Source organism: Nannocystis exedens, from assembly GCF_002343915.1.
In the GTDB taxonomy this organism is placed as follows: Bacteria; Myxococcota_A; Polyangia; order Nannocystales; family Nannocystaceae; genus Nannocystis; species Nannocystis exedens.
Genome location: NZ_NETK01000001.1, coordinates 895771 through 911381, shown reverse-complemented (window position 1 = coordinate 911381; position 15611 = coordinate 895771). Strand labels below are relative to the sequence as shown.

General features: G+C 74.0%; 12 protein-coding genes. 4 read left to right on the top strand and 8 right to left on the bottom strand.

Translation table 11 applies throughout. The features are described from left to right. Window positions 1–9 precede the first annotated feature (9 nt). Window positions 10–1473, top strand: a complete 1464-nt coding sequence (locus tag NAEX_RS03450; RefSeq protein ID WP_096326089.1) for an ATP dependent DNA ligase — start codon at window positions 10–12, stop codon at window positions 1471–1473. 102 nt (window positions 1474–1575) lie between these two features. Here NAEX_RS03450 and NAEX_RS03445 read toward each other — a convergent pair whose 3' ends face one another. Further along, a complete protein-coding gene (locus tag NAEX_RS03445) occupies window positions 1576–2352 on the bottom strand; it encodes an SDR family NAD(P)-dependent oxidoreductase (RefSeq protein ID WP_096326088.1) in 777 nt (258 codons plus the stop codon). Between the two features lie 361 nt (window positions 2353–2713). Beyond that, window positions 2714–3049: a hypothetical protein gene (locus NAEX_RS49520; RefSeq protein ID WP_096326087.1), complete on the bottom strand. Its 336-nt coding sequence runs from the start codon at window positions 3047–3049 to the stop codon at window positions 2714–2716. Between the two features lie 10 nt (window positions 3050–3059). On the opposite strand from NAEX_RS49520, the gene NAEX_RS03435 reads away from it, so the two are divergent. Further along, complete coding sequence (locus NAEX_RS03435; protein WP_170135415.1) at window positions 3060–4484, top strand: RCC1 domain-containing protein; 1425 nt, start codon at window positions 3060–3062, stop codon at window positions 4482–4484. A 188-nt stretch (window positions 4485–4672) separates the two neighbouring features. On the opposite strand, the gene NAEX_RS03430 is transcribed toward NAEX_RS03435, so the two are convergent. Beyond that, window positions 4673–5041, bottom strand: coding sequence for a hypothetical protein (locus NAEX_RS03430; RefSeq protein WP_143825503.1), 369 nt, complete (start codon window positions 5039–5041; stop codon window positions 4673–4675). Beyond that, window positions 5038–6360, bottom strand: coding sequence for a serine/threonine-protein kinase (locus NAEX_RS03425; protein ID WP_096326084.1), 1323 nt, complete (start codon window positions 6358–6360; stop codon window positions 5038–5040). Before NAEX_RS03425 ends, NAEX_RS03430 begins: the two co-directional genes overlap by 4 nt. A 144-nt stretch (window positions 6361–6504) precedes the next feature. Between NAEX_RS03425 and NAEX_RS03420 the strand changes: the two genes are divergently transcribed. Continuing rightward, window positions 6505–7371 carry a hypothetical protein gene (locus NAEX_RS03420; RefSeq protein WP_143140426.1) on the top strand — a complete coding sequence of 289 codons (867 nt, stop codon included), beginning with the start codon at window positions 6505–6507 and terminating at the stop codon, window positions 7369–7371. Between the two features lie 9 nt (window positions 7372–7380). Continuing rightward, on the top strand, window positions 7381–8712 hold the full coding sequence (locus tag NAEX_RS03415) for an FG-GAP repeat domain-containing protein (RefSeq protein ID WP_096326082.1): 1332 nt from the start codon (window positions 7381–7383) through the stop codon (window positions 8710–8712). 309 nt (window positions 8713–9021) lie between these two features. On the opposite strand, the gene NAEX_RS03410 is transcribed toward NAEX_RS03415, so the two are convergent. The 4 genes from NAEX_RS03410 to NAEX_RS51935 form a co-directional block, all read right to left on the bottom strand. Beyond that, window positions 9022–9852: a S1 family peptidase gene (locus tag NAEX_RS03410; protein ID WP_096326081.1), complete on the bottom strand. Its 831-nt coding sequence runs from the start codon at window positions 9850–9852 to the stop codon at window positions 9022–9024. A gap of 118 nt (window positions 9853–9970) precedes the next feature. Next, window positions 9971–10144 (bottom strand): hypothetical protein, encoded by a 174-nt coding sequence (locus tag NAEX_RS49515; RefSeq protein WP_177325899.1) that lies wholly within the window; start codon window positions 10142–10144, stop codon window positions 9971–9973. Window positions 10145–10407: 263 nt separating this feature from the next. Further along, complete coding sequence (locus NAEX_RS49510; protein WP_096326080.1) at window positions 10408–13731, bottom strand: hypothetical protein; 3324 nt, start codon at window positions 13729–13731, stop codon at window positions 10408–10410. Between the two features lie 121 nt (window positions 13732–13852). Next, window positions 13853–15607: a YsnF/AvaK domain-containing protein gene (locus NAEX_RS51935; protein WP_096326079.1), complete on the bottom strand. Its 1755-nt coding sequence runs from the start codon at window positions 15605–15607 to the stop codon at window positions 13853–13855. Between the last annotated feature and the right edge of the window lie 4 nt (window positions 15608–15611).

Below are 15611 nucleotides of genomic sequence, written 5' to 3'. Positions count from 1 at the left end.
GAGATTGTCATGAGCCTGTTCTCCACCGACAGCGCCCGTCCGCTCGGCAAGGGCAAGCAGAGCCCGGCCGGCAGCCTGCTCGATACCGAGCTGGCGGCGATGTTCCGCAACTACAAGCGCGCCGTGGCCGGCAGCTACCGCGCGCTGCCCTTCGAGGACCTGGCCCGCGGGGCGGTCCCGTCGGGCGTCCTGCAGGTGTCGCCGAAGATCGACGGCGAGCTGTGGTTCCTCGTGCTCGACGAGCAGCAGGCGATCCTGTGCTCGCCGACCGGCCGCGTGGTGTCGGGCGACGTGCCGGTGCTGATGGAGGCCAAGGCGGCGCTCGGGCGCAAGCAGGGCCGCACGGTGCTGGCGGGCGAGCTGTTCGCCGCCAAGCCGCCGGGTCAGGGCCGGCCGCGGGTCGGCGACCTCGGCGCGGCGATGGGCGGCGAGGCCCAGGCGCAGGTCGAGCGCATGGCCTACTTCGCGTTCGACGTGCTCCACGGCGGCGACGCCGAGACGCCGAACCGCCCGCCGCTGTACGTCGACCGCCTGGCGCTGTGCCAGCGGCTGCTCGCCGGCGGCAAGCGGCTGCAGGCGATCAAGACCGAGCAGGCGACCGGCGCCGAGCAGGTGATGCAGCGCTGGAACGAGTGGGTCGAGGGCGGCAAGGGCGAGGGCCTGGTCGTCCGCACCGCCGACAACCTGGTCTTCAAGCTCAAGCCGACGATCGACATCGACGCGGCGATCATCGGCTACACCGACAGCTCGGACGAGCCCGAGGCGGTCGGCTCGCTGCTGCTGGCGATGATGCGCGACGACGGCCAGTTCCAGGTCATCGGCGCCTGCGGCAACATGCCGACCGACCAGCGCAAGGCGTTCTACCAGCAGCTGTCGGGCAAGAGCGTGGCGTCGAACTACCGCTACGCCAACAGCAAGGGCGCGCTGTACCGCTTCGTCCCGCCGGAGACGGTGATCGAGGTCAAGGTCACCGACATCCAGGGCGAGGACTCGAGCGGCGACCCGATCATGCGCATGGTGCTCGAGCACAGCCAGACCGGCTGGCGCACGATCCGGGAGATGCCCGGCGTGTCGATCCTGCACCCGGTGTTCTCGCGGATCCGCAGCGACAAGACCGTCAACCCGGTCGACATCCGCGTGGCCCAGGTGCTCGAGCGGGTCCAGATCGACAGCCTCAACAAGAAGGCCGAGCGCCTGGTCCTGCCGGCCTCCGAGGTGATCCGCCGCGAGGTCTACGCCAAGAGCGCCAAGGGCCAGCAGGCGGTGCGCAAGCTCGTCATCTGGCGCACCAACAAGGAGAAGGTCGACCCCAACTACCCGGCCTTCGTGGTCCACTGGACCGACTTCTCCGCCGGGCGCAAGACCCCGCTCGAGCGCGAGGTCCGGCTGGCGCCGACGCTCGGCGAGGCGCTGAAGATCGGCGACGAGATGATCGCCGAGAACATCAAGAAGGGCTGGGACAAGGTCGGCTGAGCGGCTGACCGCGAGGGCATGCCCCTCGGAACATGTCCATCAGACCTTGGCGAAAGGGGCAGGTGCTTCGGGACCTGCCCCTTCGTTCATGCGCGGGGCGGCTCAGGCCGTCTCGCCGCCGTCGATCGCCAGCGCCTGGCCGGTGACGCCGCCGGCGCCGGGCCGCGCGAGCCAGGCGACCAGGTCGGCGACCTCGGCCGGGCTGCGCAGCCGGCCCTGCGGCGAGAAGCGGGCCAGCGCCTTGCGGGCCTCGTCCTCGCTGCGGCCGGTGGTGGCCTGGATGTTGCGCGCGGCGTCGGCGACGATGTCGGTGTCGGTGAAGCCGGGGCAGACGGCGTTGACGGTGATGTCCTTGCTGGCCAGCTCGACCGCGAGGGCGCGGGTCCAGCCGAGCAGGCCGGCCTTGCTGGCCGAATAGGCGGCCGTGTACGCGTAGCCCTTGAGAGCCGCGGTCGAGGCGACGTTGACGACGCGGCCCCAGCCGGCCGCGAGCATGCCCGGGACGAGGGCGCGGGTGAGGACGAACGGGGCCGTGCAGTTGAGCTCGAACAGGCGGGCCCACACGTCGTCGCCGGTGCGCGCGAGCGGGGCGGAGTAAGCGGCGCCGGCGTTGTTGACGAGGACCTGGACGCGGCGCCCGAGCTGGCCCTCGAGACCTGTGACTTCGGACAGGAAGGATCGACGGGAGTCCGGGTCGCCGAGGTCGACGGCGAGGACGTGGGCGCCGTGCGGGGCCGCCAGTTCGGCCCGCGTGCGCCCGAGCGCGTCGCGGTCGCGGCCGGCGATCAGGAGGGTGTGACCCGGCGCGAGCGCCTCGGCGACGGCGCGACCGATGCCGCGGCCGGCCCCGGTGATGAGGGCGAGCGGTGCGTTCGACATGCGCGGCAGTGTACCCGGGCCGCGCAGGGGCGCGGGTTCGTGCCGGCGCCGCGGGCTCACGCGCCGCGCAGCCCGGAAGGCGCCGAGGGGCCCACTTCGCCGGCACGGGGCCCTCCTCACCGTGTCCCGCGCTCAGGCGCCGCTCCGCCTCGACGCAGCCCTCGCTCGGGCGTCGCGCCGCGGAGGTTCCGCCGACCACGCAGCGAGGCGGCGCGTGCTCGGCCGCGGCAATTGATCGGACACCGGCCGTCACTGTCCCGGCAGACGCTGTCGGCCGGCCGCGTTCGCCCGCGTGGGGTCGGGTGAGGGTCGGCCGGGGCGTCGCCATTTCGAAGGACGAGACGATGAAGTCGACGACGGTTCAGTTGCCATCCATGCGCGAGATCCAGCAGCGAATGTTCGCCTGGATCGGCGGGTCGCTGCTCTTGAGTGGTTGCCCGGGCTTGCCCGCCGACGGCGATCCGTCGACGGAGAGCGACGCCTCGTCCTCGACGACCGAATCGACGCCGCAGACGACCGCCTCCCCGAGCGAGGCGAGCGAGACGACCAGCGGCGAGCCGACGACCAGCTCGACGAGCTCGACGAGCGATGACGCAACGGACTCGACGGGCGACGACTCGACCAGCGCCGCGATGACGACGAGCGACGGCTCGACGAGCTCGACGAGCGACGGCGCGACGAGCGACGGCTCGACCACCGAGGGGGTGATGACGAGCGAGTCGACGAGCGACGGCTCGACCGCCGAGGGGGTGATGACGAGCGAGTCGACGAGCGACGGGACGACGACCTCGACGACGGGCGACTCGACGGGCGATTCGACGAGCGACACGACGAGCGACGGCTCGACCACCGGTGAGCCGCTGACTTGCGGCGACGGCGACGTCGAGCGCGGCGAGGCGTGCGACGACGGCAACAACCTCGGCGGCGACGCGTGCACGCCCGCGTGCGAGCACAACCCGAAGATCGTGCAGGCCGTGTGCGGGACCTACCACTCCTGCGTCGTGCTCGAAGACGGGACGATGCGGTGCTGGGGCAGCGGGGCCTCCGGCCAGCTCGGCTACGGCGACGGCACCGACCGCGGCGACGACCCTGACGAGCTGCCGACGCCGTCGGTCCCCGTCGGCGGCACGGTGCTGCGCGCGAGCTCGAGCGGCATGCACACCTGCGCGGTGCTCGACACCGGCAAGGTCCGCTGCTGGGGCCTCGCCTCCGGGGGCGCGCTCGGGAACGGCGCCACCAACGGGGCGTTCGGCAACAACGCGAGCGAGGTGCCGCCGCCCGACATCGACGTCGGCGCGCCGGTCCGCGACGTCGAGGCCGGCGGGGGCTTCACCTGCGTGATCACGGAGGCCGACAACGTGCGCTGCTGGGGCAGCAACCTCACGGGAGAGCTCGGCTACGGGCACACCGACAACCTTGGCGATGAGCCCGGCGAGCTGCCGGTGCCCGACCTCGAGCTCGGCGGTCCGGTCGCGCAGCTCGCCGCCGGGACCAGCCACGCGTGCGCGGTGCTGAAGGACGGCACGCTCCGCTGCTGGGGCCACAACTCCTTCGGTCAGCTCGGCTACGGCGATACCGAAGCTCGCGGCGACGAGCCGGGCGAGATGCCGCCGCCGCCGGTCGACGTCGGCGGCCCGGTCGCGCAGGTCGCCATCTCGACCGACTTCGCGTTCACGTGCGCCCTGCGGACCGACGGCGAGGTGCGCTGCTGGGGCGACAATCAGGATGGTTCGCTGGGCCTCTATTCCCACGGCATCTTCGGCGCCGTCGGCGACGAGCCGGGCGAGATGCCGCCGCCGCCGGTCCAGCTCGCCGGACCGGCCACGGCCGTCTCGGTCGGCGCCCTGTCCGCCTGCGCCCTGCTGGCGACCGGGGAGCTGCAGTGCTGGGGCAGCAACGGTCACGGCGCCGTCGGTGTTCCCGGCAAGGTCAGCGTCTTCATCCCGACGATCGTCGAGGTCGGCGGGCCGGTGCTCCACCTCGACAGCGGTAACAGCCACCGCTGCGCCGCGCTGGCCGACGGGACGCTGCGGTGCTGGGGCGGCAACATTTTCGGGCGCCTCGGGCTCGGCCACGAGATGACGATCGGTCTCGCCGAGTCGCCGGCCTCGGTCGGCCCGGTGCCGTATTGACGGACGCGCCGCAGCGCGAGCCGAACCCGTCGTGCGTGCCGCCGGCCCGATCGCGCTGGAACGTGCGCCGTGGCGCTCGGTGACGACGAGGCGCGGACCGGTTCAGGATGCCCGATGGATCATGTCCAAGCGGCGTTGTCCTTGCTTCCATGTTCGAACGGGCATGCCCGATCGGACAGCCAGCCGCGCTACTTCTTGAACGGCGAGATCAGGTCGGGCGAGGTCGACGGCTTGGGCTCGGGCTTCGGCTTGGGCGCGGGCTCGACGGGCGAGGGCGCGGGCTCTGGCTTGACCTCGGGCTTCTTGCTGGCCGCGGTCTTCCTGGCGGCCTGTTTGCCGTGGGGCAGCGGATCGAGCGTGACGGCGACGGTCCGGTCCTCGCTGGGGACGAGCTTCACCTGGGCCTCGGCGCGGCCCTCGGCGCGCAGGCGGAGCTGCCGCTCGGCCTCGCCGCGCGGGAGCTGCAGGCCGTGCGGATCGGAGGTGTTGCCGAGGACCGCGCCGCCCTCGTCGAGCACCTCCGCGGCGACGCCGGCGGTGTCGATGCGCACCATCACCGTCGGCGGCGGCAGCGGGAGCAGGTCGGGGCCGGCGGCGGCGACGGCGGGGCGGGGGCGGGCGGGGGCAGCGGCAGCAGCTCCGGCGAGCTGGTCACCGGGGCATGTTCCTTGGGACCTGTCTCTTCGGCGCTGTCCGAAGGGTCTTGTTGGGTGAACAGCACGAGCGCGCCGGCGGCCACGGCCGCGCCGGCGAGGCCGGCGACGAGGGCGAGGTTCCAGCGGCGCCTCGGCGGGGCGAACGGGGCCGGGAAGGCCGGCGCGGTGGTCTCGGGCAGGGTCGGGCGCGGCGGGGCGTCGGCGCTGCGGAACTGCATCGGCGCGCCGCGGGCCGGCTTGGCCTTGAGCGGCTCGGGCACGATCTCGGGGGCGACGCCGGCGTCGACGGCCGCGAGCGCGGCGGCCAGCTCGTCCATGGTCTGAAACCGCAGGTCGGGGTCCTTCTGCAGCGCCTTGAGGACCACGGCCTCGGCGGCGGCGGGGATGTCGGCCCGAGGCGCGACGTCCCGCGGGCGCGGCGGGGCGTCGAACATGTGCTTGTTGAGCAAGCCCATGAAGGTGTCGGCGATAAACGGCGGCTTGCCGGTGAGCAGCTCGAACAGGATCACGCCGACGGCGTAGATGTCGACGCGGTGGTCGTGATGCAGGCCCTGGGCCTGCTCGGGCGACATGTACTCGGGCGTGCCGAAGATCATGCCGGTGCGCGTGAGCGCCTGGCCGACCCCCTCGTCGGGGTTTTGCAGCTTGGCGATCCCGAAGTCGAGGACCTTGACGACGTCGCGGCCGTCGCGGTCGAGGCGGAAGCAGTTGCCCGGCTTCATGTCGCGGTGGACGATCCCGCGGTCGTGCGCGGCCTGCAGGGCGCGGCAGATCTGCACGGCGATGCCCCGCGCGCGCGGCCACGGCAGCGGCGCCTCGCGCTGGATGACGGCGGCCAGGTCCTCGCCCTCGAGGTACTCCATGACGAAGAAGGCGGCGCCGTCGGCGGTCTCGCCGAAGTCGTGGATCTCGATCACCCCGTCGTGGTCGATGGCGGCGGCGGCCCGCGCCTCCCGCAAGAATCGCTCCTTGAGCTCGGGCTTGAGCGCGTACTCGGGGGCGAGGATCTTGATCGCCACCTTCTTGCGGATGAGCGCGTGCTGGGCCAGATACACCGAGCCCATGCCGCCGGCGCCGAGCAGCCGCTCGAGCGTGTAGGTGCCCTTCAGGAGGTCGCCGATCCGCCGGTCCGTGCGTGCGCTGCCGGGGTCGGGAGCGGCGGGGCGGACGGTCTGCGCGCCGGCGTCGATCGGCTGGGTCTTCGCAATCGGCTCGGACATTCGCGGCTCCGTGCGCGCACGGGCGCCGGGGGCTCAGTGTGGCACCGACCGCCGGCGCCCGTGAAGGTCGGGCATCGCCGGTGCGCTCGTGCGGTCGATAACGCGCGGCGCGAACGCAGTCCGCTTGTCGCTGCTTCGCCGGTGGTGGTAGCGTCGGTCGTGCTCTCGCGCGGACGGAGGCGTCGAAACGGCCGAATTCCCGCGCTGGCGCGGTCCTGCCGGCTCACCGCCGCGCTCGGCCTGAGCCTCGCGCTCGGCCTCGGCGGGCCGACGTCGGCCCGCCAACCCGAGCCCGCGCCTGCGGCCGGCGCCGACGAGGCCGAGGCGCAGCGGCTGTTCGAGGAGGGCTCGCAGGCCTACAACCTCGGCAAGTTCGACGTGGCGATCGCGCGGTTCGAGGCGGCGTACGAGCTGAGCCACGCCGAGGCGCTGCTCTACAACCTCGGGCAGGCGTACAGCAAGCGCTACGAGGTCGAGGCCGATCCGGCCCACCTGCGCAAGGCGCGGGTGCTGTTCCTCAACTTCGCCAAGATCACCGAGGCGGCCGGCGGCGACAGCCTGGATGCGCGCGCCCGGGTGGCGGCGATCGACGAACAGCTGGCGGAGCTGGGCAAGGCCGCGGCGAAGCCCGAGGGGCCGACGCCGGCGCCGGCGCCCGAGCCGCCGCAGCCGCCGTATCGGCCGGGGGCGGCCGGGATCGCCGGCTACGCGCTGATCGGCGGCGGCCTGGTTTTCGGGACAGGTCTGGGCGCGCTCGGCCTCGTCAGCGCCGCGCGCATCGACGACCAGCGGCGCGACGAGTGGCAGTACGTGCCGCTGTCGGCCGCGCGCGAGCAGCAGTACGCTGACAGCTACCAGTCGGCGCGGGCGCTGGCGTTCGCCGGCATCGGCGCCGGCGGGGCGCTGCTGCTGACCGGCGTGGCGCTGGTCGTCGTCGACGCGGTGCGCGGCGGCAAGGCCGGCCCGCGCCGCGCCCAGCTGCGTCCCGGCGGTTTGGCGCTGGCGTTCTAGCGGAGGTCCATGCGCGCGCGTCTCTCCTCGCTCTCCGTCGCCGCGATCGCTGCGGTCAGCTGCTTTCAGGTCGAGCCCTTGCCCGACTGCCCGGACCGGGCCGGGGACGGCGGGCTCTACACCCCGCACCACGTGTGCATGCCGCGGGCCGGCGAGGCGCTCGAGATGCCGGTCGCGCCGCGCCGGCTGCTGCGCGGCGACTTCGACGACGAGGGCGTCGACAACGACTTCGCGGTCCTGCTCGACCTCGGGATCATCCAGATCTACACGACCCGCGAGCGGAAGACGACGCTGAGCGCCGGGCTGGCGGTGGACGGCCGCGTCGAGGCGATCGCGGCGGCGCGCTTCTTCGACGGCGGCGAGCACGGCGACGACCTGCTCGGCGTGACGGCCGGCAAGCCGATGAGCGGCACGCCCGGCAAGGTGTTCGGGTTCCACAACGGCGGCGACCTGTTCGCGCTGACGACGCCCGAGCAGTTCGACGCGGCGACGATCCTCCCGTGGGGCAACTGCCCGGCGCCCAACAGCGTCGAGACGCTCGACATCGTCGGCATGGACAACGCGGCCGGGCTGGCGATCGGCTGCGAGAGCGGGCCGCCGCCGATCGACAACCCCGACGCCGAGCCGCTCGACGGGATGGTGGTGGCGGCCGAGGGCGGGGTGCTGTTCGCGTCGCAGGGGCGCCTGGGGCTGCAGATCCCCGAGCTCTTCGGGGTCCACGCGGTCAACGTCGCCCAGCTCGACGGGCTCGGCCTCGAGGACATCGTATTCGCCCACCGGCCGCTGGACAGCGAGCACGAGTCGCTCGCGGTCTACCTCGTGGCCGAGGACGCGTTCAGCGGCCAGGGCAAGGAGGCCGAGCGGCTCGATGTGCCGCTCGAGCACTTCGAGATCCGCCGGGTCCTGCTCGACGACCTCGACGGCGACGCCGACGTCGACCTCGTCGCCGTGCATCCGTCGGACCGCGGGATCACGGTGGTCCGCCAGCGCCGCAGCGAGCCGCTGTTGTTCGAGGCGCCGCAGTTCTTCGCGGTCGGGCAGGAGATCCGCGACGCCGAGCTCGGCGACTTCACCGGCGACGGCGAGGTCGACATCGCCGTCGCCCACGACGTCGACGGCACCGGCCTCAACGCGGTCAGCGTCCTGATCCGCACCCACGACCTGTCGCCCGGCCAGATCGACTACGCGCTGGCCCCGGCCGGGGAGGTCAGCGGCGAGATCGTCGACCTCGAGCCGCTCGACTACGACGGCGACGGCCGCATCGACATCGGCGCGGTGGTGAAGGTCGGCAGCGAGGGGCGGGTGTTCTTCTGGCTCAACCGCTCGCCCGGCGGCGACTAGCGCTGCTTCGCGCGTCCTCGCGTGCCTCCATCGCCGGCGCCGGGCAGCGAGCGCGCGGCCCCTGGCGCCGGTCGGACCCGCGGTGACGGGCTATCCTCGTCGCATGGTGCGTCCTGACGACGCGGACGAGCGCGACCCCGAAGGGGGCGGCTCGGCCGCGTCATGCTGCACCGTTCCAGCGGGTGAGAGTCCCGCCCGGGTAGGCGCCGGAGCGCCCGGTAGCAGGCCCCAGGTGCGAGGAGAGATCCTCGCGGCCCGAGCGGGGCGTCAAGAGCCTCTACGGAGGGAGCAAGAACGCGGGCCGCAACATCAAGTGAAGCCTGCGTCGCGGATGTCGGCGTCGAGCACGTGGTTTCCACCGCGTGCTCCCATGACGCGCAGGCGCTCGAGCGCCTGCGTCGCGCTGCGCTTCGGCCGAAAGCCGTACGAGCACAGCGCCGCGGCGGGGATCCCGTAGTAGCCGCCCTTGCCGCACGGCTCGGAGCCCCGCGAGGTCACGCCGGCCAGGCGGACCTCGCCCGAAGCCAGCGTGACGAACGCGGGGCCGCCGGAGTCGCCGCCGCAGCTGTCGATCCCGTCGCCGCCGGTGCGGAACTCGAGGCCCGTGGGGCTGAGCCGCACGATGGGCACGTCGACCTGGCGCTTGACGTGCGTCTTGCTCGCCTCGTCCCGCCCGTAGCCGACCAGCGTGACGTCGCCGCCGATCGCCATCGCCTCATCCCACTCCTCCTGCCCGCGCAGCGGGCGGGCCGGCGCGACGTCGGTGACGGGCTCGGCGAGCACGAGATAGCCGTAGTCCCAGACGTCCCACTTGCAGACCTTCAGGTCGCTGCAGTAGTCGGGGTGAAAGCCGGCGCGCTCGACCGCGACGACGCGCGTGCCCGGGGCGGTGACGTCGACCCCGAAGCGGACCGAGATCGGCAGCCACCCGGCGTCGATGATGCAGTGCGCCGCCGTGAGGACCACACGCTCGGAGACGAGCGTGCCGGTGCAGATCGAGGGGCCGTACGTCATCGCCACGACCTCGGGCCACGCCCCCCGCTCGACGACCGTGCCGCCGAGGATCGGCGCCGGCGGGCGCTCGGGCGCGGCGACGGGCCGCGGCGCGGCGAGGACGACGAGCAGGCCGACGGGCACCATTGGTAGATCCTTTCTTATCAAGCGCGGTCTCCCGCGCGGAGATTGACAGGACCCCCGTTCAAACCGTGCGTGCCGATCTCCCGCACACGGCTTACGGGTGGTCTCTCGGGCCGTCGCATTACGCGGCCTCCGGGTACTTCGCCGTCACTTCGCCGTCTTCCATCACGCCGGCTTCGAGCCACTGCCGCACCAGCTTGAGGACCCTTCGATCCGAGATCCGCATCTCGACGAGCTTCATCAGTCGCTCGTGATCGATGCTGCCGAAGTAGTCGCGGATGTCGGCGTCGAGCACGTGGTTTCCACCGTGCTGCTGTGCGGGACGCGGCGCCGCGGCGCCCGACCGCGGCAGCCGGCGCCGCGATCCATGAGCCGGCGCTGACTCGCCGAAGCCTCGAGGAAAGAACATGCCCGAGAGGACATGCCCGCGAGGACATGGCCTTCGGTACCCGCCAGTTCTTTCCGCAGCGCGAGCAGCGGCACCGCGGGGGCCAGCGATCGATCGAGCGCGCTGTCCGCCGCGACGGGCGAGGATGTCCCGAAGGACAGGGCGCGCCGTCACTCCGGGGTCGGCAGCAGCACCAGGTCGCGGAGGGCGACCTGCGCGTCGGGGCGCTCGGGGTCGAGGACTTCCACCCGCAGGCGCGGGGCAGGGCCGGGGAGGGCGACGGTCGTCGGCGGCGCGTGCCAGGCCCCGTCGAGGCTGTCGGGCGGGTCGAGCTCGAGCACGACGGCGTCGTCGGCCAGCACGCGCACGCGGCCGGACGGGCTCAGGCGCGCGCCGCGCAGGGTCGCGGCCATCGTGATCGAGGTGGCGCTCGGGACATGTTCCACGGGGAAGGTCAGCGGGTCGCCGGCGCGGACGATCAGCGAGGGGCCGTCGAGCTCGCGGCCGCGGTCGAGGCCGGCGCGCAGGCGGGTGAGGGCCCGGCCGGCGGTGAAGCGGGCCGGGGTGACGCGGTGGCCGAGGTCGTGCGGCGGGCTGTAGGTGCGGGTCCAGGCGGGGGTGCGGTCGTCGGGGCCGCGGTCGGGGCCGAGCAGGCGGACCTCGGCGAGGCCGCCGTACGGGCAGGCGAGGTCGTCGCGCGGGCGCGTGCTGCCCCACAGCTCGACGCGGCGGGGCGGGGCGGCGAAGGCGATCGGGCCGAGCGTGTCGCGGGCGCGCGCGGGGCCGGGGCCGGGCGGGTCGGTGGCGACCGGCTGGCCGTCGACGACGACGCGCCAGCCGGGGGTGTCGCCGCCGGGCTGGGCGACCAGCACGAGCGAGCCGGGGCCGTCGCCGGGCGGGAGGTCGAGGACCAGCGGGTGCTCGGTGTCGAGGCAGGTCTGTCCGTCGGGCAAGTAATACGAGGACAGGTTCAAAGGGCCAGGTCCCTCGGCGCGGCCGTCGTCGATCCGCCAGCTGCGGACGGCCGCCCGCCGGGCCGGGTCGACCCGCACCTCGAGCAGGCCGACGCGCAGGTCGGTGCGGGTGACGCGGTCGGGGATCCGGTCGTCGACGGGGGTGAGGCGGTCGAGGTAGAGCTCGGCGAAGGCGACCGGGCGGGCGACGAACGGCGGCGGCAGGAGGTCGTCGACGAGCGCCAGCGGGGCGGCGGCGCCGGGGAGGCGCAGCGGGTGGGTCGACTCGCCGAGCAGCAGGTACACGGGCGGGGCGTCGCCGCCGGCGGCCGGCCCGGCGACCAGCAGCTCGTGCAGCACGGCGTAGGCGGCCTCGCGGCTGCGGTAGGGCAGGACGGTGCGGCCGTGGCCGAACGCGAGCGCGCCGCCGAGCTGGCTGTACACGTGGACGTGGTGCCAGCCCTCGCCGCCGGCCAGGACGACCGCGCGCTCGGGGAGCTCGGCGGCCAGGTCGTCGATCAGCCGCTCGGCGCCGGCGAACTCCTGCAGGCGAGTGGCCGGCCACCGCAGGTACGGCAGCGCCTGGGCGACCAGCAGGCCGAGGCCGAGGACGAGGCTGACCCATCGGGCATGTCGCTTGAGCACTGTGCGTTCGGACATGAACCAGTGGACATGTACGAGAGCGCAGGCGGCCAGCAGGCAGGCGGCGGGCAGCAGCTCGGGGACGAGGTAGCGGCCGTAGTAGTAGAGGCCGACCTGGGGCAGGTTGCGCTGGGCGTAGAGGGCGAGCGCGGTGACGGGGAGGGTGGCGAGCGCGAGCAGCCAGACGTGGGCGGCGCTCGCGGCGGGGCGCAGGCGGGCGAAGGCGACCAGGCCGAGGCCGGCGGCGACCAGCAGCGGGGCGCCGAGCAGCGGCAGGGCCGGGTCGAGGCGGCTCCACGGCGGTCCGGGGGCCCACAGCAGCCGCCAGGCGAGGACGGCGAGGGCGGCGAGGGCGGCGAGCACCGGCGGGAGCCGGCGCACGCGGCCGCGGACGAGGTCGAGGGCGGCGTCGAGGGCGAGGTAGACGACGATCGCGCCGAGGCCGAGGACGACCGCGCCGACCGGCGACAGCGCGGCGACCGGGCCGAGCTGGCGCTTGAACTCGTCGTGCAGGTACGGGTAGCCGGTGGCCAGGTGGAGCGCGAGGCTGGCGAGCAGCAGCCCCATGAGCAAGGTCGGCGCGGACATGCGCCGAAGGCCAGGTTCGGTGCGCAGCCACAGCACCGCCAGCAGGGCCGGCGCGGACAGCCACAGGTTGCCGCGGACGAAGCCGGCGAGGCCGAGCAGGAGGGCGGCGGTGAGCTCGCGGCCGTGGCCGGGGTCGCCGAGGAGCGAGGCGGAGGCGGCGGCCGTGCGCGGGTCGCCGTCGATGGGGCCGCGCGCGGTCGAGTCGGCGGCGGGGCGGGAGGCGAGGCCGCGGGAGGTCGAGTCGGCGGCGTCGCCCCGCGGGTCGCCGACGGCGTCTGCGGAGTCGAGCGCCGCGGAGCCGGACGCGGTCGCCCTCGCGGGGCGCGCAGCGGCGTGCAGGTGGGGTGGCGAGGGGTCGGGGGGCCTCGCGTCGCCGCGGGCGGTCGCCTCGACGGCCTGCGCTCGCGCGGCGTGGCGACGGCTCGCGGCGCCCGCGGTCGCGTCGACAGCGGCCGGCGCGAGGCCGCGAGCGACGGCGAGGGCGGCGGCGAGCAGCAGCAGGCCGGTGAGCGACTCGGTCAGCGGGGTGCGGGCGGTCCACACGGCGATCGGCGACAGCGCGAACAGGCCGGCGGCCAGCCACGAGGCGCCCCCGCGCGGCCACAGGCGCTCGCCGAGGGCCCACAGCGCGAGCACCGAGAGCGCGCCGGCGAGCGGAGTGACCAGTCCCATCGACCATGGCCCGAAGACCAGGCCGAACAGCGCCAGCAGCGACGGGTGGAGGTGCAGGAACTGCGGCACGACCTCGCCCTCGTCGCGGCGGGTGAGGTAAAAGCCGGGGCGGTAGGCGCCCTCGTAGCGGCCGACGCGGGCCGGGCTGCGGTCGGCGTGGTAGAGGCCGAGGATGTCCCCGGGGCCAGGTCGCAGCTCGGCCTCGGCGCCGGCGCGGGCCAGCACCGGGTCGGTGTGGCCGGTCCGGCCTGTGCGCAGGGTGTGGCGGGCGCGGAGGACGTAGGTGCCCTGGTCGCGGCCGCCGAGGTCGGCGGGGATCGGCGGCCAGCGCAGGGCGCCGGCCGTCAGCAGCAGCGCCACCAGGCCGGCGGCGCGCGGCAGGCTGTACGCGAGCCGACGGCGCGGGGCTCGCTGTCCCCAAGGCCAGGCGAGCACCGCCAGCGCGATCGCGGTGAACGAGAACGACGGCGCGGAGAAGATACCGGCCACCGCCAGCAGCGCGGCGAGCAGGCCGAGCCCGGCGAGCGCGAGCGCGGCGACCAGCGCGATCGACTCGGGGCAGGCGAGCGGACCGCCGCGGACCTGCCAGCGCCGCGCGAACGCGACGACCACGGCGGCGAAGGCGATCACGGGCGGCACTGCGCGCGAGGATAGCGAAAAAATCCGCGCCCCTGGCGGGGCGCGGCGGGAGCGGACATGGCCGTACGATCATGTCCGGCGAGGGCCCGGCCTATCGCCGCAACCCTCGCAGGTAAGCGCGTCAGCTGCCCGAGGCGCGCCGCTTCTGCCCCGGCGGCGGCGGCGGCGTCGGTCGGTTGGTGGCCGAGGGCTGGCCGGTGCCGGTGCTCCCGACCTTGTGCATCGGCGTGGTCGACACCGTCTTGGCCGGCGTCTCCTCCTCGATGACCTCGACGTCGGTGCGGCGCACCTTGTCGCGCACGGTCTCGGTGTGCGTCTCGACCTCGCGGCCGACCACGACCTCCTCGACCACGCGCGCCTCCTTGGCGACCACGGCCTCCTCGGCGTACTCGGTCATCTCCACCGTCGACTCGCGGAAGGCGTTCAAGTCCTCGCCGGTGGCCGGGCGATCGACGGGGCGGCGCTTCACCGTCACGTGCTCCTCGCGCAGGCTGACCTGCTCCTCGACCGGGCGCTCGGTGACGTGCGAGTAGATCCGGACGCGGCCGTGCTCGATGACTCGCTTGCCGACCAGCAGGTCCTCCTCGACGACCTTCATCTCCATCGAGGTGTCCTTGAAGTGCGGCTGGTCGACCTGCTGCGCGCGCTCGGGCTCGCGGGCGCCGGTCGTGCCGGACACGCCCGTCGCGGCCGGCGTCTGCTGCTGCTGCTGGTTCCGCATCGTCGCCCCGGTGGCGGCCGGCTGGGTGCGGTAGGTCTGCCGCTCGCGCGTCAGCTGGTCCATCGTGAACGGCTGAACGCCCGGCTCGAAGCCCTTGTAGCCGGTGGAGTGGAAGTGCTCGCGGCGGCGGTCGACGTCGACCGCGCCCGCGCCGCTCATCATCGAGGCGACGTCGGCGGCGCGCTCGTCCGAGGTCTGCACGAGCACGAGGGTGCCGCCGCGGCGCACGGCCTCGGCGTAGAAGTGGGCGTCGTGCTCGGGCACGCCGGCCTGGGTCAGCGCGCCGACGAGGCCGCCGAGGGCGGCGCCGGCCGCTGCGCCGACGCCGGCGCCGGTGAGGGCCGCGAGCAGCGGGCCGGCGGCGACGATCGGGCCGATGCCGGGGATGAAGATCGAGCCGATGCCGGCGAGGAAGCCGAGCACGCCGCCGACGCCGGTACCGACGATCGCGCCGGTGCCTGCGCCCGTCTTGGCGCTCTCGGCCATCGCCTCGTGGCGCCCCTCGGCGGGGTCCTTGTTGAGGTCGATCGGGATGTTCTCGAGGTTGTTGGCGACGACGCTGATGTCGGCGCGGTCGATGTTGCGTTTCAGCAGCGCAGTGACGACGGCCTGGGCGTCGTTGAAGTCATCGAACAGACCGATAACGGTTTTCATGGCGGCTTCTCCTGGGGTGGTGCGGTTGTGGGTGATCGTGATCGCCTCGGCGCGGAGGCGCATCGTCTGCTGCTCGCGCATGTGCACGCGGTGGACGCGGACGTGCAGCTCCTCGCGCAGGACGAGCTGCTTCTGCACGACCACGACCTCCTCGTGGATCGGCAGGATCATGGTGTCGCCCTCGTAGCGGACCGGCGCCGGGGCCTCGACCGGGCGGCCGATCGGGACCCGCCAGCTGACGACGTGGTCCTCGACGCTGGTCAGCTCGACCGGCTGGTCGCGCTCCTCGACGGTCTTGTCGATGCGCACGCGGCCGTGCTCGCGCACCCGGGTGCCGACGTGGAGCCGCTCCTCGAGCCGGGGGATGACGGTCTCCGCGCGCGGCCCGGGCGCGTCTCGGCTGTCCTCGGGGACATGTGGAAAATCGGCCGCGCGCGGCTCGGCGGCGCCGGCCTGCGCGTCGCTGTCCCCGGGGACATGTCTGTGCGGCGAGGTCGTCATCGTC